20 protein-coding genes are annotated in these 17,779 nt (G+C 42.3%); 5 read left to right on the top strand and 15 right to left on the bottom strand.

Going from position 1 to position 17,779, the window contains the following annotated elements; genetic code table 11:
- Positions 1 to 456: 456 nt before the first annotated feature.
- Genes RH061_RS07575 through typA form a run of 3 tightly spaced genes read right to left on the bottom strand, consistent with a single transcriptional unit; the run spans position 457 to position 2,932 of the window.
- On the bottom strand, positions 457 to 750 hold the full coding sequence (locus tag RH061_RS07575; protein ID WP_311075098.1) for a hypothetical protein: 294 nt from the start codon (positions 748 to 750) through the stop codon (positions 457 to 459).
- Between the two features lie 11 nt (positions 751 to 761).
- Positions 762 to 1,076: a YlaH-like family protein gene (locus tag RH061_RS07570; protein WP_311075096.1), complete on the bottom strand. Its 315-nt coding sequence runs from the start codon at positions 1,074 to 1,076 to the stop codon at positions 762 to 764.
- Positions 1,077 to 1,096: 20 nt separating this feature from the next.
- Entirely contained in the window at positions 1,097 to 2,932 is a 1,836-nt protein-coding gene (gene typA, locus RH061_RS07565) for a translational GTPase TypA (protein ID WP_311075094.1), read from the bottom strand.
- Between the two features lie 154 nt (positions 2,933 to 3,086).
- Here typA and RH061_RS07560 point away from each other — a divergent pair, with 154 nt between their 5' ends.
- Positions 3,087 to 3,272, top strand: a complete 186-nt coding sequence (locus RH061_RS07560) for a YlaF family protein (protein ID WP_311075092.1) — start codon at positions 3,087 to 3,089, stop codon at positions 3,270 to 3,272.
- A 46-nt stretch (positions 3,273 to 3,318) separates the two neighbouring features.
- On the opposite strand, the gene RH061_RS07555 is transcribed toward RH061_RS07560, so the two are convergent.
- The 3 genes from RH061_RS07555 to RH061_RS07545 all read right to left on the bottom strand — a co-directional run bounded on the left by RH061_RS07555 (position 3,319) and on the right by RH061_RS07545 (position 5,064).
- Positions 3,319 to 3,780, bottom strand: coding sequence for a GNAT family N-acetyltransferase (locus RH061_RS07555; protein ID WP_311075091.1), 462 nt, complete (start codon positions 3,778 to 3,780; stop codon positions 3,319 to 3,321).
- Positions 3,774 to 4,577, bottom strand: coding sequence for an inositol monophosphatase family protein (locus tag RH061_RS07550; protein WP_311075090.1), 804 nt, complete (start codon positions 4,575 to 4,577; stop codon positions 3,774 to 3,776). Before RH061_RS07550 ends, RH061_RS07555 begins: the two co-directional genes overlap by 7 nt.
- Positions 4,578 to 4,869: 292 nt before the next feature.
- A complete protein-coding gene (locus RH061_RS07545) occupies positions 4,870 to 5,064 on the bottom strand; it encodes a hypothetical protein (protein ID WP_192470210.1) in 195 nt (64 codons plus the stop codon).
- Between the two features lie 170 nt (positions 5,065 to 5,234).
- Between RH061_RS07545 and RH061_RS07540 the strand changes: the two genes are divergently transcribed.
- The gene (locus tag RH061_RS07540) at positions 5,235 to 5,855 is read left to right on the top strand and encodes a YktB family protein (RefSeq protein ID WP_311075086.1); all 621 of its coding nucleotides are present in this window, start codon (positions 5,235 to 5,237) and stop codon (positions 5,853 to 5,855) included.
- 115 nt (positions 5,856 to 5,970) lie between these two features.
- Here RH061_RS07540 and RH061_RS07535 read toward each other — a convergent pair whose 3' ends face one another.
- Together RH061_RS07535 and RH061_RS07530 are read right to left on the bottom strand one after the other, a co-directional pair.
- Positions 5,971 to 6,261, bottom strand: a complete 291-nt coding sequence (locus RH061_RS07535; RefSeq protein ID WP_311075084.1) for a UPF0223 family protein — start codon at positions 6,259 to 6,261, stop codon at positions 5,971 to 5,973.
- A 100-nt stretch (positions 6,262 to 6,361) separates the two neighbouring features.
- On the bottom strand, positions 6,362 to 7,321 hold the full coding sequence (locus RH061_RS07530; protein WP_311075083.1) for an NAD(P)H-dependent flavin oxidoreductase: 960 nt from the start codon (positions 7,319 to 7,321) through the stop codon (positions 6,362 to 6,364).
- A 221-nt stretch (positions 7,322 to 7,542) separates the two neighbouring features.
- Here RH061_RS07530 and RH061_RS07525 point away from each other — a divergent pair, with 221 nt between their 5' ends.
- Entirely contained in the window at positions 7,543 to 9,012 is a 1,470-nt protein-coding gene (locus RH061_RS07525) for an aminotransferase class I/II-fold pyridoxal phosphate-dependent enzyme (RefSeq protein ID WP_311075081.1), read from the top strand.
- An 87-nt stretch (positions 9,013 to 9,099) separates the two neighbouring features.
- On the opposite strand, the gene RH061_RS07520 is transcribed toward RH061_RS07525, so the two are convergent.
- Positions 9,100 to 9,222 (bottom strand): GapA-binding peptide SR1P, encoded by a 123-nt coding sequence (locus RH061_RS07520; RefSeq protein ID WP_023615067.1) that lies wholly within the window; start codon positions 9,220 to 9,222, stop codon positions 9,100 to 9,102.
- A 244-nt stretch (positions 9,223 to 9,466) separates the two neighbouring features.
- Complete coding sequence (locus RH061_RS07515; RefSeq protein WP_041966361.1) at positions 9,467 to 9,766, bottom strand: DUF3055 domain-containing protein; 300 nt, start codon at positions 9,764 to 9,766, stop codon at positions 9,467 to 9,469.
- 159 nt (positions 9,767 to 9,925) lie between these two features.
- On the opposite strand from RH061_RS07515, the gene RH061_RS07510 reads away from it, so the two are divergent.
- The gene (locus RH061_RS07510) at positions 9,926 to 10,360 is read left to right on the top strand and encodes a DUF1885 family protein (protein WP_311075078.1); all 435 of its coding nucleotides are present in this window, start codon (positions 9,926 to 9,928) and stop codon (positions 10,358 to 10,360) included.
- 63 nt (positions 10,361 to 10,423) lie between these two features.
- On the opposite strand, the gene RH061_RS07505 is transcribed toward RH061_RS07510, so the two are convergent.
- Complete coding sequence (locus RH061_RS07505; protein WP_311075076.1) at positions 10,424 to 11,293, bottom strand: polysaccharide deacetylase family protein; 870 nt, start codon at positions 11,291 to 11,293, stop codon at positions 10,424 to 10,426.
- A gap of 530 nt (positions 11,294 to 11,823) precedes the next feature.
- Between RH061_RS07505 and RH061_RS07500 the strand changes: the two genes are divergently transcribed.
- Positions 11,824 to 12,201, top strand: coding sequence for a small peptidoglycan-associated lipoprotein (locus RH061_RS07500; protein ID WP_311075075.1), 378 nt, complete (start codon positions 11,824 to 11,826; stop codon positions 12,199 to 12,201).
- 37 nt (positions 12,202 to 12,238) lie between these two features.
- On the opposite strand, the gene lpdA is transcribed toward RH061_RS07500, so the two are convergent.
- Genes lpdA through pdhA form a run of 4 tightly spaced genes read right to left on the bottom strand, consistent with a single transcriptional unit; the run spans position 12,239 to position 17,165 of the window.
- Complete coding sequence (lpdA, locus tag RH061_RS07495; protein WP_311075073.1) at positions 12,239 to 13,648, bottom strand: dihydrolipoyl dehydrogenase; 1,410 nt, start codon at positions 13,646 to 13,648, stop codon at positions 12,239 to 12,241.
- Between the two features lie 3 nt (positions 13,649 to 13,651).
- Positions 13,652 to 15,019, bottom strand: coding sequence for a dihydrolipoamide acetyltransferase family protein (locus tag RH061_RS07490; protein WP_311075071.1), 1,368 nt, complete (start codon positions 15,017 to 15,019; stop codon positions 13,652 to 13,654).
- A gap of 49 nt (positions 15,020 to 15,068) precedes the next feature.
- Entirely contained in the window at positions 15,069 to 16,046 is a 978-nt protein-coding gene (locus RH061_RS07485) for an alpha-ketoacid dehydrogenase subunit beta (protein WP_035209342.1), read from the bottom strand.
- 3 nt (positions 16,047 to 16,049) lie between these two features.
- Positions 16,050 to 17,165 (bottom strand): pyruvate dehydrogenase (acetyl-transferring) E1 component subunit alpha, encoded by a 1,116-nt coding sequence (pdhA, locus tag RH061_RS07480; RefSeq protein WP_167831890.1) that lies wholly within the window; start codon positions 17,163 to 17,165, stop codon positions 16,050 to 16,052.
- Between the last annotated feature and the right edge of the window lie 614 nt (positions 17,166 to 17,779).

The following is a 17,779-nucleotide window of genomic DNA, read 5'->3' as shown; positions in this document are numbered from 1 at the left end:
CTCGGTGATAGATACCCTTATGCTTGCTTTTCCTTCTCTATAAGGTTACCGTTCCTGGCGATAGACACCCTTATGCTTGCTTCTCCCCCTCTATAAGGGTACCGTTCTCGGTGATAGATACCCTTATGTATGCTTTTCCTTCTCTATAAGGGTACCGTTCTCGGTGATAGATACCCTTATGTATGCTTTTCCTTCTCTATAAGGGACCGTTCCTGGCGATAGACACCCTTATGCTTGCTTTTCCTTCTCTATAAGGGTACCGTTCTCGGTGATAGATACCCTTACGTATGCTTTTCCTTCTCTATAAGGGTACCGTTCTTGGCGGATGTTACCCTTTTGTGAGCTTCTCCCTCTCTATAAGGATACTGTTCTAAGCTGAAAGATGCCTTTTTACCTCCCCTCATCATTCATCGTACTAACGCAAAAAAATCCGCCCATTTCTGGGCGGATTTTTCACTATTCTTCTTCTGGGTAGTTCACGTATTTGTCTGGTTCTTGCCTGATTTGGTCAAGCATGACTTCAATCAGGTCACGCGGGAAGCGATACTCTTTGGAATCGCCTTCCTGAACGACGTTGACATAATACATTAACGCGTCTCGTTTTAATTCTTTTGATTCAACATTGTGTTCTTCAGCAAGAATTTGTTCGAATAGTTCTGTTGTTTCTTTTGCAGCTGTATCTTCTGGCCGGGCGTCGCTGACTATTTTAATGGTCAGCCAATTGTAAATTGCATCCTGGAGTGATTTCATTTCCCCAACTCCTATTTGACATTCGCTTCTGCTTTTTTATGCTGGCGCAGCCTGAGCTTGTAAATGATCAGGATAAGCGCGGCGACCACAAGTCCTTCCGCGATGGGAAGAAAAATAGCAAGGAAGGTAAGGACTGTAGAGCCAAGCAATAGAAATGCGTAGATGATGATGCTCTTGATCAATGGCAGCTTCTGTGCAAATCCTAGTTTATATACCAGGATGCTGAGAGCGGCAATTGTCAGGTAAAGCATCCACATACCAACCGTCGGATTTTCATCTACCCTGAATAATGCTGCAAAAAATGATAATCTCTGGCTTACATCCATACTTCTTCCCCCTACTTTAATTAAGCTTCAGCGTATTTTTTCTTTTTCGCCATTCTTTCACGTTCATTCTTATCAAGAATCTTTTTACGGAGTCTGATTGATTCTGGAGTAACTTCACAATACTCATCATCGTTCAAGTATTCCAAAGATTCCTCTAGAGTCATGATTCTTGGCTTTTTGATGACCGAAGTCTGGTCCTTATTGGCAGAACGAATATTCGTTGCTGCCTTGACCTTCGTGATATTGACTGTGATGTCATTCTCACGAGTGTGCTCACCGACAATCATGCCTTCATAAATTTCAGTACCTGGCTCAACGAAGATCGTTCCACGGTCCTCTACCTGCATGATACCATAAGTAGATGCCTTTCCGGATTCCATTGATACAAGAACACCCTGGCGGCGTCCGCCTACCTGGCCCTGAAGCATTGGCTGATAGCTGTCGAATGTATGGTTAATGATACCATATCCGCGAGTCAGTGTTAAAAACTCTGTTGTGTATCCGATGAGTCCACGTGCCGGTACGTTGAAAATCAAGCGAACCTGGCCGCTTCCATTGTTGATCATATCAAGCATTTCGCCTTTACGGGCACCAATTGATTCCATGATGGATCCAGTGTGTTCTTCTGGAACATCGATTTGGACCCGTTCAACCGGTTCACATCTCACTCCGTCAATTTCCCTTACGATAACTTCAGGTTTTGACACTTGAAGCTCATAACCTTCACGGCGCATGTTTTCGATCAAGATAGACAAGTGAAGTTCCCCACGTCCTGAAACGATCCAGGCATCCGGAGAATCCGTGTTGTCTACTCTAAGACTGACGTCAGTTTGCAGCTGGGCGCGAAGTCTCTCTTCAATTTTCCTTGCAGTCAGGTATTTACCCTCACGGCCTGCGAATGGGCTGTTATTGACAAGGAAGGTCATTTGAAGTGTTGGTTCATCAATACGTAAAACTGGCAGTGGATCCTGGTTGTCGAATGGACATACTGTTTCACCGACATTGATGTCTTCCATTCCGGATACTGCAATCAGGTCACCAGCATATGCTTCCTGAATTTCCTGGCGCTTCAAACCGAAGAACCCAAAAATCTTTGTAACCCTGAATTGTTTTACCGTACCGTCAAGCTTCATTAACGCTACCTGCTGGCCAACCTTCATTGTCCCGCGGAATACACGGCCGATTCCGATTCTGCCTACATAGTCGTTATAGTCAAGAAGGGCAACTTGGAATTGAAGCGGCTCTTCACGGTTATCAACAGGAGCAGGAATATGGTCAATGATGGACTCGTACAATGCCTGCATGTTTTCATCCTGTTTTTCAGGGTCCAAGCTTGCAGTTCCGTTAATTCCAGAGGCGTAAATAACCGGGAACTCAAGTTGATCCTCGTCTGCACCAAGTTCGATGAACAAGTCAAGGACTTCATCTACGACTTCAGTAGGACGAGCAAAATCACGGTCAATCTTGTTCACAACCACGATTGGTGTCAAATGCTGTTCAAGAGCCTTCTTCAAAACAAAGCGTGTTTGTGGCATGCAGCCTTCGTAAGCATCGACTACAAGCAGGACGCCGTCAACCATTTTCATGATACGCTCAACTTCGCCGCCAAAGTCAGCGTGTCCAGGAGTATCAAGAATGTTAATGCGTGTATCTTTATAAGAAATAGCTGTATTTTTCGCGAGGATGGTAATTCCTCGTTCTCTTTCCAAATCGTTTGAATCCATTGCGCGCTCTTCCACATGCTCATTGATACGGAATGTACCTGATTGCTTCAGTAGCTGGTCGACCAATGTCGTTTTACCATGGTCAACGTGGGCAATGATCGCAATATTTCTAATATCTTCTCTTAATTTCAAAAAAGTCACCCTGCCTTTAATATCGTAATTTATCTATTGGCTTTTTACACAACTTACATATTATAACACAATAAGAGTAGAAACCTAAAAGCATTTTAATGTACAATTAAATATATTATTTATTTGCACCAATTGTCGAATGGGGGGAAACACCTTGAAGCAGATAAAATGGCCATTATTATTTTTCGCATTTGCAGCCGCTTCATGCATGATCGGTATTGGAATTGCAATCGGGGAAAGAAGCATGATCGGTACTCTCGCATGTATCGTCGCCCTGATTTTCGTTATGGGATTTGGCTTTAAGAAGAAAAAGAAGATGAGAGAAGCAGGAGAACTTTAGAGGATTATTCTTGCTCAAAAATAAGACCGGCTGGGTTTTCAGCCGGTCATTCAAGAGGGCGGACCATGATCAAAAAGGTTTCGCCTTTGTTTTCTTCTGTTTTGAATTGTTCAAACCTGCAGTCTGTAAGGAAGTTGGCCCACTCATATTCATCGATGGGGACAGCCGCAAATATCGCCCGGTTGCCGTTCACTTTACATTCCTCCGAAAGCTGGTTCAAGATTTCTGATGCAACACCTCGCCGTCTTTCCTCACTTTTCACCAAGATTGTGCCAAGCCACGGTTTCTGGTTGGAAAGAGCCGACTCCAAATGGTAGGACATTGCCACAGAGCTTCCTGCTTTTTCCCAGATCCTCCATTGACCCGAAAAACCTTCGTATTCTTCGAGATACTCTTCTAAGGACAAGTCCCTCAATTCGTTTTTTCTCCATTTTGAACTAGAGGAAATTAAATCCTGAAAAAACGGTAAATCCTCATTTTCAAATGGCCGAAAAGTTAAATTTACCATTTTCCATCCTTCAGATAGTTTTTAAGGATTTCCTTATGCAGGCCTGGCTTTGATACAAACAGTGAGCACTGCTGAAGCATATCGAGCTCGCTGCCTCTAAGATCCGTGGCTTCTCCACCAAGTTCCTTAATCATGATGATACCGGCGGCAATGTCCCATGGTGCAAGCCTTGGCGTCAGATAGGCATCTATCCTGCCTGTTGCGACATACACCATTTCCATGGCTGCAGAACCATAGGAACGTGTTCCTCTCACGTCTTTTACAAGGGGTATTAACAATTCGTGATCGATTCTTTTATTAGGTGCAACCCAGGTAGCGTTGAGTGCAATAATCGCTTCACTTACCCTGGCTTCCGTAAGCTTTGGAATCGATTTTTCGTTAAGATAAACGCCATTTCCTTTTATGCAATGATAAAGTTCATCATGAACCACATCATAAATAAGTCCGATCATTCCTTCACCATCAATATAAATGCCGATGGAAATCGCGAAATTCCGCTGTTGATGAACAAAATTCATGGTTCCATCAATCGGGTCTATGATCCAGACGACTCCTGATAAGGATTTCACTTCGTCTCCGTACCCTTCCTCGCCCATGATGCGATGGTCAGGATAGGTGCCTTTGATTTTTTCGATAAAATATTGCTCTGTCCCTTTATCAATATCCGTAACCAGGTCATTTGGATTTGATTTTGATGTTACATTTAAGGTTTTAGGAAATGAAGCCCTGATATTTTCACCAGCTTCTTTTATCCAGCTCTTAGCGTATGTATCGATTTCTTTCAGATTATATTCCATTCAGCTTTCCCCCGTTCATATATTTTTACGATCAATCAAGCTTTTGGAATCTATTTTAGCTTATCGGATTATGTACATCATCATCAAGTAATAGGATTCCCCCTGGCAACTATATAACATGCAAAATATCCAGGATGTTACTCCATCATTCACACCTATTGCCCGAAACACAGCATCACTTACATAAGAAACGAACTCCATCAGCTTTATAGGAGTTCGTCAAGTGTCTTGATTGCTGCAGTTTTCCAGTTCAATATCATATCTTACCTGCTTCTTTTCCCGGAACAATTTATTACAGAGCTTTTAAGCGTAATAATTCTTGTCGAATTCTTTCGAGTTTCTGTTTGCATTCTTTCATTTTCGGTTTATCAGATTCTGACATTGCATCAAAAAGAGTGGCTAATTCATAATCCATTTCCAAACGCAGTACAGCAGTTCTTTGGAGCTCACCATTTCTTTTCCTTGTTGAGTTTATAAGCTGTTTCATTAATTTACACTCCTCTATCAAATTTCTGTTTTTTTATTTATTGTATGAATCTCCATTTGGCAATGGTACAAATATGTGCGTATACCCAGGGGTCTCGGAAAATGCCTGTCGCTTCTTTTTTTATAAAGATTTTGCTACAATATTTGACAAAGTATTAGGAGGTTTTTATATTGTCATTTTCAGGTTTTGAACAAGCAGATTTCGATGTTTTTAAAATAGACGGCCTTGATGAACGAATGGATGCCTTGAAGTCTCAAATTCGCCCTAAACTGGAAGAACTCGGCCAGCACTTTGCTCCAACTCTCTCAAGCATTGCAGGCGATGAAATGCATTACCATGTTGCCAAACATGCCAGGAGGACAAAGAATCCGCCGAAGGATACTTGGGTGGCGTTTGCCAGCAATCCAAGAGGCTATAAGATGCTGCCGCATTTCCAGATTGGTTTGTGGGAAACCCATGTATTTATCTGGTTTGCTGTCATTTACGAAGCACCTGATAAGGAAAACATCGGCAAAAAACTGGAAGAGAACATCGAATCCATTTACACCAGGACTCCTAAGGATTTCTATTGGTCAATCGATCACATGAAGCCAGAAGCCACTCTTCACAGTGAACTTTCAAAGGAAGAACTTCTTTCCATGTTCAAGCGCCTTCAAACTGTGAAAAAAGCTGAAATCCTTTGCGGTCTGAACATCTCTCGTGAGGAAGCCGTCAAGTTAAACAGTGATGAAATGCTTTCGAAAATTGAGTTTGTATTTAAAGAAACATTACCCCTATATAGATTGGCATAAACCATGAAATGAGCAGGCGACTGCCCATTTTCGACAAGAGTCTCGAGGAGATGGGAGCCAGTTTTAGACAAAAAGAAAGAGCCCATTTGCACGGGCTCTTTCTTCGTTCATCCTATTATCTTTTTGGTCTTTTCGGAACGACTTTGATTCTTTCGCCGCTTCCGGTTTGTTTGATTTCTTTTACTGCCTGGTAAGGGACATAGCCACTTACTTCTTCAAATTCGTTGAAAAGAGTTTTTTCCTGTGCTTTTCCCGGTACGACCTCTTTAAATCGTCTGTACGCCTGAAGCAGAAGGTCACGGTCAATTCCTTTTTCATAAGCTTTTTCGATACATTCGTAAAAATGGATGACATCGACAATTTCATCAGTCGACCATGTATAGTCTATCGGATATTGATATTCCATCTGAGTTCACCTGCTTTTTATGCTGTCTGCGGGACTATGATCCCTTTTCTGTTAATCGATTGTACCGTTATTTATCAGGCAGCGCAAGCATAGGCTAGCGTTATTTGCTCCAGGCTGTTCTGATTTCCTCTGCCTCGTTAATGATCCTGGCAAATAACTCGGCAACTGTAGGAGAGTCCTTGATTAATCCCATCACCTGGCCAGCCCAGCCAAAACCATTTTCATCATCACCATCATAGATATACTTTCGATTCGCAGTCCCACTTATCAATTCTTTTAGATCTTCATAGCCTCCGCCTTTCCTCTCGATCTCAAGGATTCTTTCAGTCAATGGATTGGCAATCGCTCTTGCTGGCATGCCTAGTGTTCTTTTTATGACAGTCGTATCGTTTTCGCTGCCATCCACCAGCTTTCGCTTGTACAGTTCGTTAGCATGAACGCATTCTTTTGTTGCGATGAAGCGAGTTCCCATTTCAATTCCCTGGGCTCCCAGGCTTAATGCTGCCATCAAGCCGCGCCCATCTCCAATTCCCCCCGAAGCGATGACCGGTATATTGACCGCATCCACAACAGCAGGAATAAGCACCATCGTGCCAATATCGCTTTTCCCAAGATGGCCGCCCCCTTCCTGTCCGACAACCATTACTGCGTCTGCTCCCAGCTCTTCTGCTTTTTGTGCTTGCCTCTTCGCTGCAACCAGAACCAATTTTTTAATAGAAGTTCCTTGTAGCTGTTCAAAGATTGGTGCCGGATTGCCCCCTGTCATTGAAATCACAGGAACATCTTCTTCAATCGCGACATCCAGGTAATGCGAAAATGGCCTGCCATGCTGGCCAATGGCAAAATTGACACCAAATGGCTTATCAGTCAGTCCCCTTACTTTATGTATCTCTGTTCTTAGTGCGTCAGGGTCAGGGAGTGACATCGCCGTAATCTGGCCCAACCCTCCAGCATTCGATACTGCGGCAGCAAGCTCAGAATATGCAAGATACGCGAGTCCTCCCTGGATAATAGGGTATTGTATACCTAGTAGGTTCGTTACATCTGTTTTCCAGTTCATAGTCCCTCTCCTTCACATGTTTGTATCTTTAATACTTCTATTATAGAAGCCATATTTCCTGTTTTCTTGAAGCCTGATTCGCGTTTTTCAGGTTATTATGAAATTCTTTGCAAACACCCTGATTAGTGCTATAATGCATGTGTTTTATTTTTTTAAAAGCTGAAAAATAATCATAACCTATAAAAAGGGAATCCAATACATTAAAGAGGTGTGATCATCAATTGTCACAAAACGAAACACCACTATTCACTAGCCTGTTAAAGCACGCAGAAAAGAACCCGATCCAATTTCATATACCCGGACATAAGAAAGGCAGCGGAATAGATCCTGAGTTCCGGGAGTTCATTGGCGATAATGCCCTGTCAATTGATTTGATCAATATCGGCCCGCTGGACGATCTCCATTCACCAAAAGGGATCATCAAGCAAGCCCAGGAGTTGGCGGCTGAAGCTTTCGGTGCGGACCATACATTCTTTTCAGTTCAGGGGACAAGCGGAGCAATCATGACTATGATCATGACTGTCTGCGGACCTGGGGATAAAATCATCGTTCCCCGGAACGTGCACAAATCAATCATGTCCGCAATTGTTTTTTCCGGTGCCATCCCTATTTTCATCCATCCTGAAATAGATAAAAAACTGGGTATTTCCCACGGTATTACAACCGATGCTGTTGAAAAGGCACTTGATCAGCATCCTGATGCGAAAGGTCTGCTGGTCATTAATCCAACTTATTTCGGTTTTGCAGCTGACCTAAAGAAAATTGTTGAAATCGCCCATTCTTATGACGTACCGGTATTAGTGGATGAGGCTCACGGTGTCCATATCCATTTCCATGAGGACCTCCCGCTTTCAGCCATGCAGGCTGGAGCCGATATGGCAGCCACCAGTGTCCATAAGCTTGGCGGATCAATGACGCAAAGCTCCATACTCAATGTAAAAGAAGGCCTGGTTTCAGCAAAACGCGTCCAATCGATCATCAGCATGCTGACAACCACTTCTACTTCATATCTGTTGCTCGCTTCATTGGATACGGCGAGGAGAAGGCTTGCCATTGAAGGAAGGGACATTATCGACAGGACCATCAAGCTGGCGCAATGGATCCGAGGGCAGGTAAATGAAATCGAACATCTCTACTGCCCTGGTGAAGACCTGCTTGGAACAAATGCTACCTTTGATTTTGATCCGACAAAGGTACTCATCAGCATCAAGGACCTTAATATTACAGGTTATGAAGTCGAGAAATGGCTTCGCGAAAAATACAATATTGAAGTAGAACTTTCAGATTTGTACAATATCCTGTGTATCATTACGCCTGGTGACACTCAAAAAGAAGCGGAAATTCTTGTTCAAGCATTACGTGAGCTTTCAAGTGAGTTCCACCACTTAGCTGAAAAAGTCCATGCAGAAGTTATGCTTCCTGATATTCCATTATTGGCATTGACGCCGAGAGACGCCTTTTACGCTGATACAGAGGTTGTTCCTGTCGAAGAATCAGAAGGAAGGATCATCGCGGAGTTCGTCATGGTTTATCCTCCAGGAATCCCAATTTTCATTCCGGGAGAAATCATCACTGAAGAAAACCTTGTGTATATCAAGACAAATATGGAAGCTGGCCTGCCAGTACAAGGACCAGAGGATGATGAGCTAAAATCGTTCAGGGTAATCAAGGAACATAAAGCAATCCGATAAATGCTAGTGAGTCCAGACAAAACGCTGGATTTGAAAATATACACATAAAAAAGAAGGGCATGCAGCAGCATGCCCTTTTATCTATCCTTATCTTTCCTCTGCTCCTTCATGGTCGCAGCAGTTGCATTTTTTTGAATATAGTACCGTTACTTTCTCATCTTCGAAATGGTCAATTGTAGCATTGCAAGTTTGACAAACGATTGTGCCCATCTTTTCAAACTCCTTTTCGTTTTGAATTTTGAAAGCGCTTCATCAGTTTCTAATTATATAATAATATAACACTATTAAGATTTCAAGCCTAAACCGTATAACACTTTTATTTTTTTGTATGGTAATTTTTATTATATGTACCCATTATATATGTTCGCAAGTTAAATAGTATGACACTATTCATTAGGATTTTGTTTTCCAAAAAAATAAAAACAGGCCTTTGTTGGCCTGCTCTCTTCTCCGCTTATTCGTACTGAGTCTGGAAAGGCGCTGTTGGCAATTCTTCATTGAAAAATAATGCAAGGTCCTCAGCCTGCCGGACTTCAGTAATATGGAATGCTTTCTGCAAATATTCTACGTCTTCAATGTCCTTAGGGTCGAGGAGTGCTGAACGCCCCGTCTGCATGCAAACTACAAGAGGTTTCCCGAAAAACATATTGGTATACACGATCCCAAAGTCATAACGAGTATCATAAGTAGTGAACCCCACAAACCTGACGTGAACCTTTTCGTGCTCATCATAAAGCTTATCGAATAGTTCCATATGCCTCCTCCTTTTTAATTAAATATTTAGAATATTATTATAATTTATTTTTGACAAAAAGGCAAGTGCCATATAAGCTAAAAAGCTTTTATTCTATTGTCAACGCTTTTTCAGGAGTGATAAAATGAGGAAGAATAGATAGGAAAAGGGGATTGGACGATGTCTAGTAATGCTTATATCAAACTTGTTCCATCATCATCTCAGCAAGCCATTTCCACAGAAGAACTAAAGAATTTATTTCATTACTATAAGGAAATCACCACTAAAACTGGCGACCAGGTTGATTGGAATTACGAAAATTCCGCATTTCCTTATGATTTGAAGGAAAAAGAAGATGGCAAAGGCAAATGGTTCTACCTGCAATCTTCACAGGACCGTTATAGCGCAATACTGATTGGCGTTGACACAGAGACTGTTTTCGAGGAAGATGGGACAGGACGCGAGCAATCATACATACAAATAACCCTTCCGCCGACTGCAACTGCAGGTGACAAGGGAAAAGCAAATGAATTCAGTAAATTCATCGGTAAAAAACTTCAAGGTGAGCTCCATTTATTCAACGGAAGAGTCATGTATTTCTATCCACGAAAATAATGCATAGCATGGTTCCGAAATAAACATCGGGATCGAATTCTATTTAAGCAAAAGAAACGGCTGCTATTGGGCAGCCGTTTCTTTATTTGCAGGAGTTTCAATCAGTGCAGGGTCAACGATTTTGTACCCTTTATCTTGCAGGCCTTTTACGATATCCCCCAGTGCTGCGCTTGTCCACTCCCTGTCATGCATCAGCAAATTTGCCCCATTCCGGAGCAATGGTGTATTCACCATCATGTCCGCAAGAGCTTCCTTTGATTGATATTCCTTTTCCCAATCATATCCATAGGTCCAATTCATTAGCAGCATTTTTTCATCTGCAGCCAGTTGCTTGCTATAGTCCGTATTCATTCCGAACGGAGCCCTGAAGAATTGCGGCCTTTCGCCAATTAGTTCTTCCACTCTGTCATTAAGATCTACAATCTCTTTCCTTTGCTGTTCCTCGGTTAAGTCTTTGAGTGATTTATGATTGTATGTATGATTACCAATCGGAAAGCCCATTTGATGAATCTGTTTCAGGACCTCCCCCTCTTCTGGGGTATCAAGGAAGTGACCATTCACAAAAAAGATGGCTTTTACATTCAAGCCTTTTAATGTTTTAGCCATTTCAAGAGCATTTTTGTCGGGAGCATCATCAATCGTCAATAACACGATTTTTTCATCAGGATCAGTCATATTTTGGATGGAAAAATCGCCTTTCATTGTGTACTGAGGTGAGGCCTGTACCACTTCTTTGCTCTGTGCCTCTTCTTCTGGTGACTCTTCTGTTACTTCCTCAGCTTCTTTTTCTGTCTTCTCCTCTGAAGCTTTTACATTTTCCTTTACCATCTCTTGTTTTTCTTGACGGGCTTCTGTTGTCTTCTGTACTTCTTCGTCCCCGCATCCAGCTAAGATAATCGCAGCTGCAATCGATAATACTAGAGTTTTTTTCAAGTCTTTCCCCTCCTGCTGTGTGATGACAAGGTTGATGGCACATATGCTTACGTTCTCTGTATTTCAGGATCAAATGGAAGAAATAAAAGACATTGTCATATGGATCGATACATAAATAACAAGGCTTAAAAGCGTTATGAAAAAGGTCTTCCTCGTCGATTTCATTATTTGATTGCCTATGATTATGGCTAAATAGAAAAATACAAAGAACATAATACCATTATAAATTGGATGATCGTGTTTAGATAGCCATTCTATTAAGGTAAATCCACTCCAGATCATGAATTGAAGCAGCATAACTGCATACACCCTCAAACCCTCCACCACCATGTCTAAATTATCTTTTTCCCAAGTTGAGATAGGATAAACATTCATCTCTTTTTACTAGTATATGTCTGGATGAAGCGGATATTTTTCAATTATGTAACAAATCAATAACATTCCATTCTTTTGGAAATTGCTGTGATAGAATATGGACAAACAGTTAACCATGGTGAAAAATCATTCCGAAAAAAGTGAGGCAAAGATAAATGAAAAGTTTGTCTTTTGTTTTTGTCGCAACATTCCTTTTCCTTACGGCATCATGCAACCCAGTCAACAGTTCAGATGAGTTGGAGCTTAATGAAGATATAAAACAAGTTGTTTTCTTTTCTGATGATGAGAATTATAGACAAGAAGCATCCTACTATGACGCAATTATAGAATTGAAAAAAGAATACCCTGCCGCATTTGATGATATTGTTGTCATACCCGCAGCGAACGCGAATAAATATTATGATCTTTTTAAAGTAAAGCAGTTTCCTGCCATCTTAATTGTCCATCAGGACGAGGTCATTGCCAATGTGAATGGCAGTGTAACAAAGGACCAGATTATCGAACCATTATCAGCAGTGCTGAATAATGAATAAAAAAATCCTTTCCATATCGGAAAGGATTTTTTTGTGTTTATTTTACAATATGAATTGGATTTCCTAGCGCAACCTCTGCAGCTTCCATTGTAATCTCACCGAGAGTTGGGTGAGCGTGGATTGTCATTGCAAGGTCTTCTGCAGTCATGCCTGCTTCGATTGCAAGACCAAGTTCTGCGATCATGTCAGAAGCATTCGGTCCAGCAATTTGCGCACCGATGACAATATCGTCTTCCTTACGTGTGATCAGCTTCAGGAAGCCGTCTGTCTGGTTAAGCGATAGTGCACGGCCATTTGCAGCAAATGGGAATTTAGATGCTATAATATCGATGCCTGCATCCTTCGCTTCCTTTTCAGAATATCCAACTGATGCTAGTTCTGGATCAGAGAATACAACTGCTGGAATTGCAAGGTAGTCGATTTCTGAAGGATGTCCAGCGATCGCTTCAGCAGCGATTTTTCCTTCATAAGAAGCTTTATGTGCCAATGGCGGTCCCTCGACAATGTCACCAATTGCGTAGATGTTGCTTACATTTGTGCGGCACTGTTTGTCGATTTTGATGACGCCACGGTCAGACATCTCGATGCCAACCTGCTCAAGACCTAGTTCGTCAGTGTTAGGCTTTCTTCCTACCATGACAAACACATAATCAGCTTCAATTTTCTTTTCTTCGCCGTTTGCTTCATAAGAAACCGTTACTCCGGTGTCAGTTTCCTCAACACCTTTAGCAAGGGCCTTAGTAATGATTTCCGCACCCTTCTTCTTCAGGTTGCGTTTTACAAGAGCTGACATTTGCTTTTCGAAACCATTAAGGATTTCGTCCGCTCCTTCAAGGATTGTTACCTTAGTTCCAAAGCTAGCGTATGCTCCGCCAAGCTCAGTACCAATATAACCACCGCCAATAACGACAATGCTTTTTGGAAGCTCCTGAAGGTTAAGTGCTCCTGTAGAATCAAGGACACGCTTAGAATATTTGAATGCAGGAATCTCGATTGGACGGGATCCAGTAGCGATGATCGCATTTTTGAAAGTATATGTCTGTGCAGAACTTTCATCCATTACACGGATTGTGTTAGCATCTACAAAATATGCTTCGCCTCTTACGATATCGATTTTGTTGCCTTTCAATAGACCTTCGACGCCGCCTGTCAATTTCTTGACTACCCCAGCCTTGAACTCCTGGACTTTAGAGAAATCAAGCGTTACGTTTTCAGCTTTAACACCCATATCTTCAGAATGCAAAGCGTTTTCGTATCTATGGCCTGCAGAAATCAAAGCTTTTGAAGGAATACATCCTACATTCAGGCACACTCCGCCAAGTGTTGCTTTTTCTACGATTGTTACTTTCTGGCCCAGCTGGGCAGCGCGAATCGCTGCCACATATCCGCCAGGGCCGGCACCAATGACAAGAGTATCAGTTTCAATTGGAAAATCTCCTACTACCATTTATTACCCCTCCATTAACAATAGTTCTGGATCGTTCAACAGGCGCTTGATATGATTTAAAGCGTGCTGTGCTGTAGCGCCGTCAATCATACGATGATCGAAGCTTAGGGAAAGCGCTAATACAGGAGCAGCGACGATTTCTCCATCCTTGACTACAGGCTTTTCAGCAATGCGGCCAATTCCAAGGATTGCAACCTCTGGATGGTTGATGACTGGAGTGAACCATTGTCCGCCAGCAGAACCGATATTCGTGATTGTGCAAGAAGCACCTTTCATTTCATCTGGAGCCAGCTTGCCATCACGTGCTTTTCCAGCAAGTTCGTTGATCTCATTTGAGATTGAGAATACAGATTTGCGGTCAGCATCCTTTACGACTGGAACAAGCAAGCCTTTTTCTGTGTCTGCTGCAATACCAATATTATAGTAGTGCTTGTGAACGATTTCGCTTGTAGCATCATCTAATGATGTATTCAATGCTGGATATTCACGCAATGCACTTGTTAATGCTTTTACCACATAAGGAAGGAATGTAAGCTTAATTCCTTTCTCTGCAGCTACTTCCTTGAACTTCTTACGGTGTGCGACAAGCTTCGCTACGTCCACTTCATCCATTAAGGTTACGTGTGGAGCTGTATGCTTGGAGTTAACCATTGCCTTAGCGATCGCTTTTCTGATACCGCTCATCTTTTCGCGCGTCTCAGGGTATTGTCCTTCTGGAATTGCCTGAGCTGCTGCAGCTTTAGGTGCCTCTTCTGCTTGTGTTTCCAGTGCTTGGTCTGCCTGTGGAGCAGCAGCTGGAGCACCTCCGCTTAGGAAGCTGTCGATATCACCTTTCAGGATGCGGCCATTCTTGCCTGAACCAGGAACCTGACGGATATCCACACCTTTTTCACGTGCATATTTACGGACAGATGGCATTGCGACGATGTTGCGGTTAGGGTCAACCTCTGCCTGTGGTGCAGCCGCTGCGCCAGCGCCTGTTTCAGCTGCAGGAGCAGGAGCTTCTGTTGCTTCTTTTTCAATTTTTTGTCCAGCTTCTAATGTAGACTGAACCTGAGCTTCCGTCTTTTCCTGTTTAGGCTGCTCAGCAGGTGCATGTTCCTCGTCACCTTTAAACTTAAGATCTTCATATCCAGGTGCATCAAAAGTTACAAGTACCTGTCCTACTGTTGCAACTGTTCCTTCTTCTACTAATACTTCTTCGACTGTACCTGCGACAGGTGAAGGAATCTCTACTACTGCTTTATCATTCTGCACTTCGCAAAGTACATCGTCTTCCTGGACTTTATCGCCAGGTTTTACGAACCACTTGACTATTTCACCTTCGTGAATACCTTCACCGATGTCTGGCAGCTTAAATTGGAATGCCAATGGAATTCACCCTCCTAAGTTTTTCAACCTTATTAATTTCAGTGTTTATTTAGAATGTAAGTACTTTTTTAGCTGTTTCAATTACATCTTTGTAGTTAGGCAGCCATACAGATTCTGCTTGAGAGAATGCGAATACTGTATCTGGAGCTGCTACACGCAATACTGGAGCCTCAAGGCTAAGGATTGCACGATCATTGATTTCTGCAACGATCTGTCCAGCCATACCAGCTTGTTTTTGCGCTTCTTGTACGACAATCGCTCTTCCTGTTTTTTCAACAGAAGCGATGATTGTTTCAATATCAAAAGGCATTACTGTTCTTAAGTCGATAACTTCTACAGAGTATCCTTCTTTTTCAAGCTCTTCAGCTGCCTTTAGTGATTCGTGGACCATTGCACCATAAGTGATGATTGACAGGTCTTTACCTTCACGCTTGACATCTGCTTTACCCAGAGGGATTGTGTATTCTTCTTCAGGTACTTCCTGACGGAAAGAGCGGTATAGCTTCATGTGCTCTAAGAAAATGACTGGATCATTATCACGGATTGAAGAAATCAACAATCCTTTTGCGTCATACGGAGTTGAAGGAATAACGACTTTCAGGCCAGGCTGCTGTGCAACCATTCCTTCAAGGCTGTCAGCGTGCATCTCAGGAGTATGTACGCCTCCCCCGAATGGTGAACGAATTGTTACTGGTGAGCTGTAGCGGCCGCCTGAGCGGTAGCGCATACGAGCCATTTGTCCTGCGATAGAATCCATAACTTCGAAAACAAAGCCGAAGAATTGGATTTCAGGGACCGGACGATAGCCTTGCAGCGCAAGACCGATTGCCAAACCGCCGATACCAGATTCCGCGAGTGGTGTATCAAATACACGGTCTTCACCGAATTCATTTTGCAGACCTTCAGTAGCACGGAATACACCGCCGTTTACGCCAACGTCTTCCCCGAATACTAGTACGTTTGGATCGTTCTTCATTTCAACGCGAAGAGCGTCTGTAATTGCTTGAATCATTGTCATTTGAGCCATGGCTTACTTCGACTCCTTCTCTTTATATATTTCATACTGTTCTTTTAAGTAGTCCGGCATTTCTTCATACATGATTTCCATAAGGTCAGTTACTTTTTGCTTAGGAGTATCATCCGCTTCTTTGATCGCGTTTTTGATTTCTTCCTTTGCTCTTTCGATTGTTTCGTTTTCCATCTCTTCAGTCCACAGATTTTTCTTCTCCAGGAACTTACGGAAACGAACTAATGGATCTTTCTTTTCCCACTCATTGTCCAGGTCAGCTGTACGGTAACGAGTTGGGTCATCACCAGCCATTGTATGTGGACCATAACGGTAAGTCATTGTTTCGATCAATGTAGGACCTTCTCCATTAACTGCGCGCTTACGTGCTTCAAGAGTGACAGCGTAAACTGCAAGTGGATCCATTCCGTCTACCTGGATACCAGGGATACCAGCTGCAACAGCCTTTTGAGCGATTGTTTCTGCAGCAGTCTGCTTTTCAACTGGAGTTGAAATCGCGAAACGGTTATTTTGAACGAAAAAGATTGCTGGAGCTTTGTATGCACCCGCAAAGTTGATACCTTCGTAGAAATCACCCTGTGATGATCCGCCATCACCTGTGTAAGTTACGGCAACTGCTTTAGTTCCACGTTTCTTCATACCAAGAGCAACACCAGCTGCCTGGATGTATTGAGCACCGATGATGATTTGTGGAGAAATGACATTTACGCCTTCAGGAATTTGATTACCCTTGAAGTGTCCGCGTGAGAATAGGAATGCTTGTGTCAGCGGAAGTCCATGCCAGATCATCTGTGGGACATCACGGTATCCTGGAAGAATGAAATCTTCTTTTTCAAGTGCGAATTGTGATGCAAGCTGGGAAGCTTCCTGTCCTGCAGTTGGAGCATAGAAACCTAGACGCCCCTGGCGGTTCAATGAAATTGAGCGCTGGTCCAAAATCCTTGTATAAACCATACGCTTCATTAATTCTTGTAATTGCTCATCTGAAAGCTCAGGCATTGCCGATTCATTTACGACTTCGCCCTCTTCATTCAAAATCTGGAACATCTCGAATTGGCTTTCAATCTTTTCGAGCTGCTTCATTGCATCAACAGTATTGTTTTTTGTTTTAGATGCCATCAGAGCCACCTCTTCCTTTCATACTTCATGAATTTTAAATTGAATATACAAAAATAGGTTACCCAATATCAGGATAAACTTCCCCGGGTTTCTAAATACCTGTCAGAGCTGAATTGTTTTTCTTGGCCTTTCACTAATGGTTCAGGAGGTTTTTCAATAACACTTTGCTTTAACCATATATGAACACACCATTATTTAGTTTTCCACAGATTCACCATATAAAAACTTTTATTTCTCCAATCTCGCTTAAGAAATACTGTATCAATGAAAAATAAAAAAATAGTAATACAATCCGCTCATTCGTTTTTTAGTTTACATCACGAATATTTCTCCGTCAAATACTATGTTTCATCTTTTTAAATTTTATCCACTATCTTTATGTTATTATCTCGAAAAAGCATCTGTATTACTCAATAAAAATTACTGTACTATAATAAATAACTTTTAGGTTCAACTGTATTAGTGCTGTATGGCAAGCTGCAAAGGCAAGCCTCTCCTGTTTGCTTCATATATAGGATTATTCAGCTAGACATGATCAATCACTTGCTGAATAAAAGACCAAATAATAACCACCCGTGAGAACGGGTGGTTTTCTCTGCGGCTGAAAGCCTTTG

Source organism: Mesobacillus jeotgali, from assembly GCF_031759225.1.
Lineage (GTDB): Bacteria > Bacillota > Bacilli > Bacillales > Cytobacillaceae > Mesobacillus > Mesobacillus jeotgali_B.
Note: the sequence above shows the minus strand (reverse complement) of the source record. Positions and strands in the feature narration are given on the sequence as shown.

Excerpts from the sequence above, each read along its gene's own strand:
- RH061_RS07555 (WP_311075091.1), bottom strand. The coding sequence starts at position 3,780 with ATGGTAAATTTAACTTTTCGGCCATTTGAAAATGAGGATTTACCGTTT.
- RH061_RS07570 (WP_311075096.1), bottom strand. The coding sequence starts at position 1,076 with ATGGATGTAAGCCAGAGATTATCATTTTTTGCAGCATTATTCAGGGTA.
- RH061_RS07535 (WP_311075084.1), bottom strand. The coding sequence starts at position 6,261 with ATGGAATATCAATATCCGATAGACTATACATGGTCGACTGATGAAATT.
- RH061_RS07515 (WP_041966361.1), bottom strand. The coding sequence starts at position 9,766 with ATGGAACTATTCGATAAGCTTTATGATGAGCACGAAAAGGTTCACGTC.
- RH061_RS07530 (WP_311075083.1), bottom strand. The coding sequence starts at position 7,321 with ATGAACTGGAAAACAGATGTAACGAACCTACTAGGTATACAATACCCT.
- RH061_RS07510 (WP_311075078.1), top strand. The coding sequence starts at position 9,926 with ATGTCTAGTAATGCTTATATCAAACTTGTTCCATCATCATCTCAGCAA.
- RH061_RS07550 (WP_311075090.1), bottom strand. The coding sequence starts at position 4,577 with ATGGAATATAATCTGAAAGAAATCGATACATACGCTAAGAGCTGGATA.
- RH061_RS07575 (WP_311075098.1), bottom strand. The coding sequence starts at position 750 with ATGAAATCACTCCAGGATGCAATTTACAATTGGCTGACCATTAAAATA.
- pdhA (WP_167831890.1), bottom strand. The coding sequence starts at position 17,165 with ATGGCATCTAAAACAAAAAACAATACTGTTGATGCAATGAAGCAGCTC.
- RH061_RS07545 (WP_192470210.1), bottom strand. The coding sequence starts at position 5,064 with ATGAAACAGCTTATAAACTCAACAAGGAAAAGAAATGGTGAGCTCCAA.
- RH061_RS07500 (WP_311075075.1), top strand. The coding sequence starts at position 11,824 with ATGAAAAGTTTGTCTTTTGTTTTTGTCGCAACATTCCTTTTCCTTACG.
- RH061_RS07520 (WP_023615067.1), bottom strand. The coding sequence starts at position 9,222 with ATGGGCACAATCGTTTGTCAAACTTGCAATGCTACAATTGACCATTTC.
- lpdA (WP_311075073.1), bottom strand. The coding sequence starts at position 13,648 with ATGGTAGTAGGAGATTTTCCAATTGAAACTGATACTCTTGTCATTGGT.
- RH061_RS07485 (WP_035209342.1), bottom strand. The coding sequence starts at position 16,046 with ATGGCTCAAATGACAATGATTCAAGCAATTACAGACGCTCTTCGCGTT.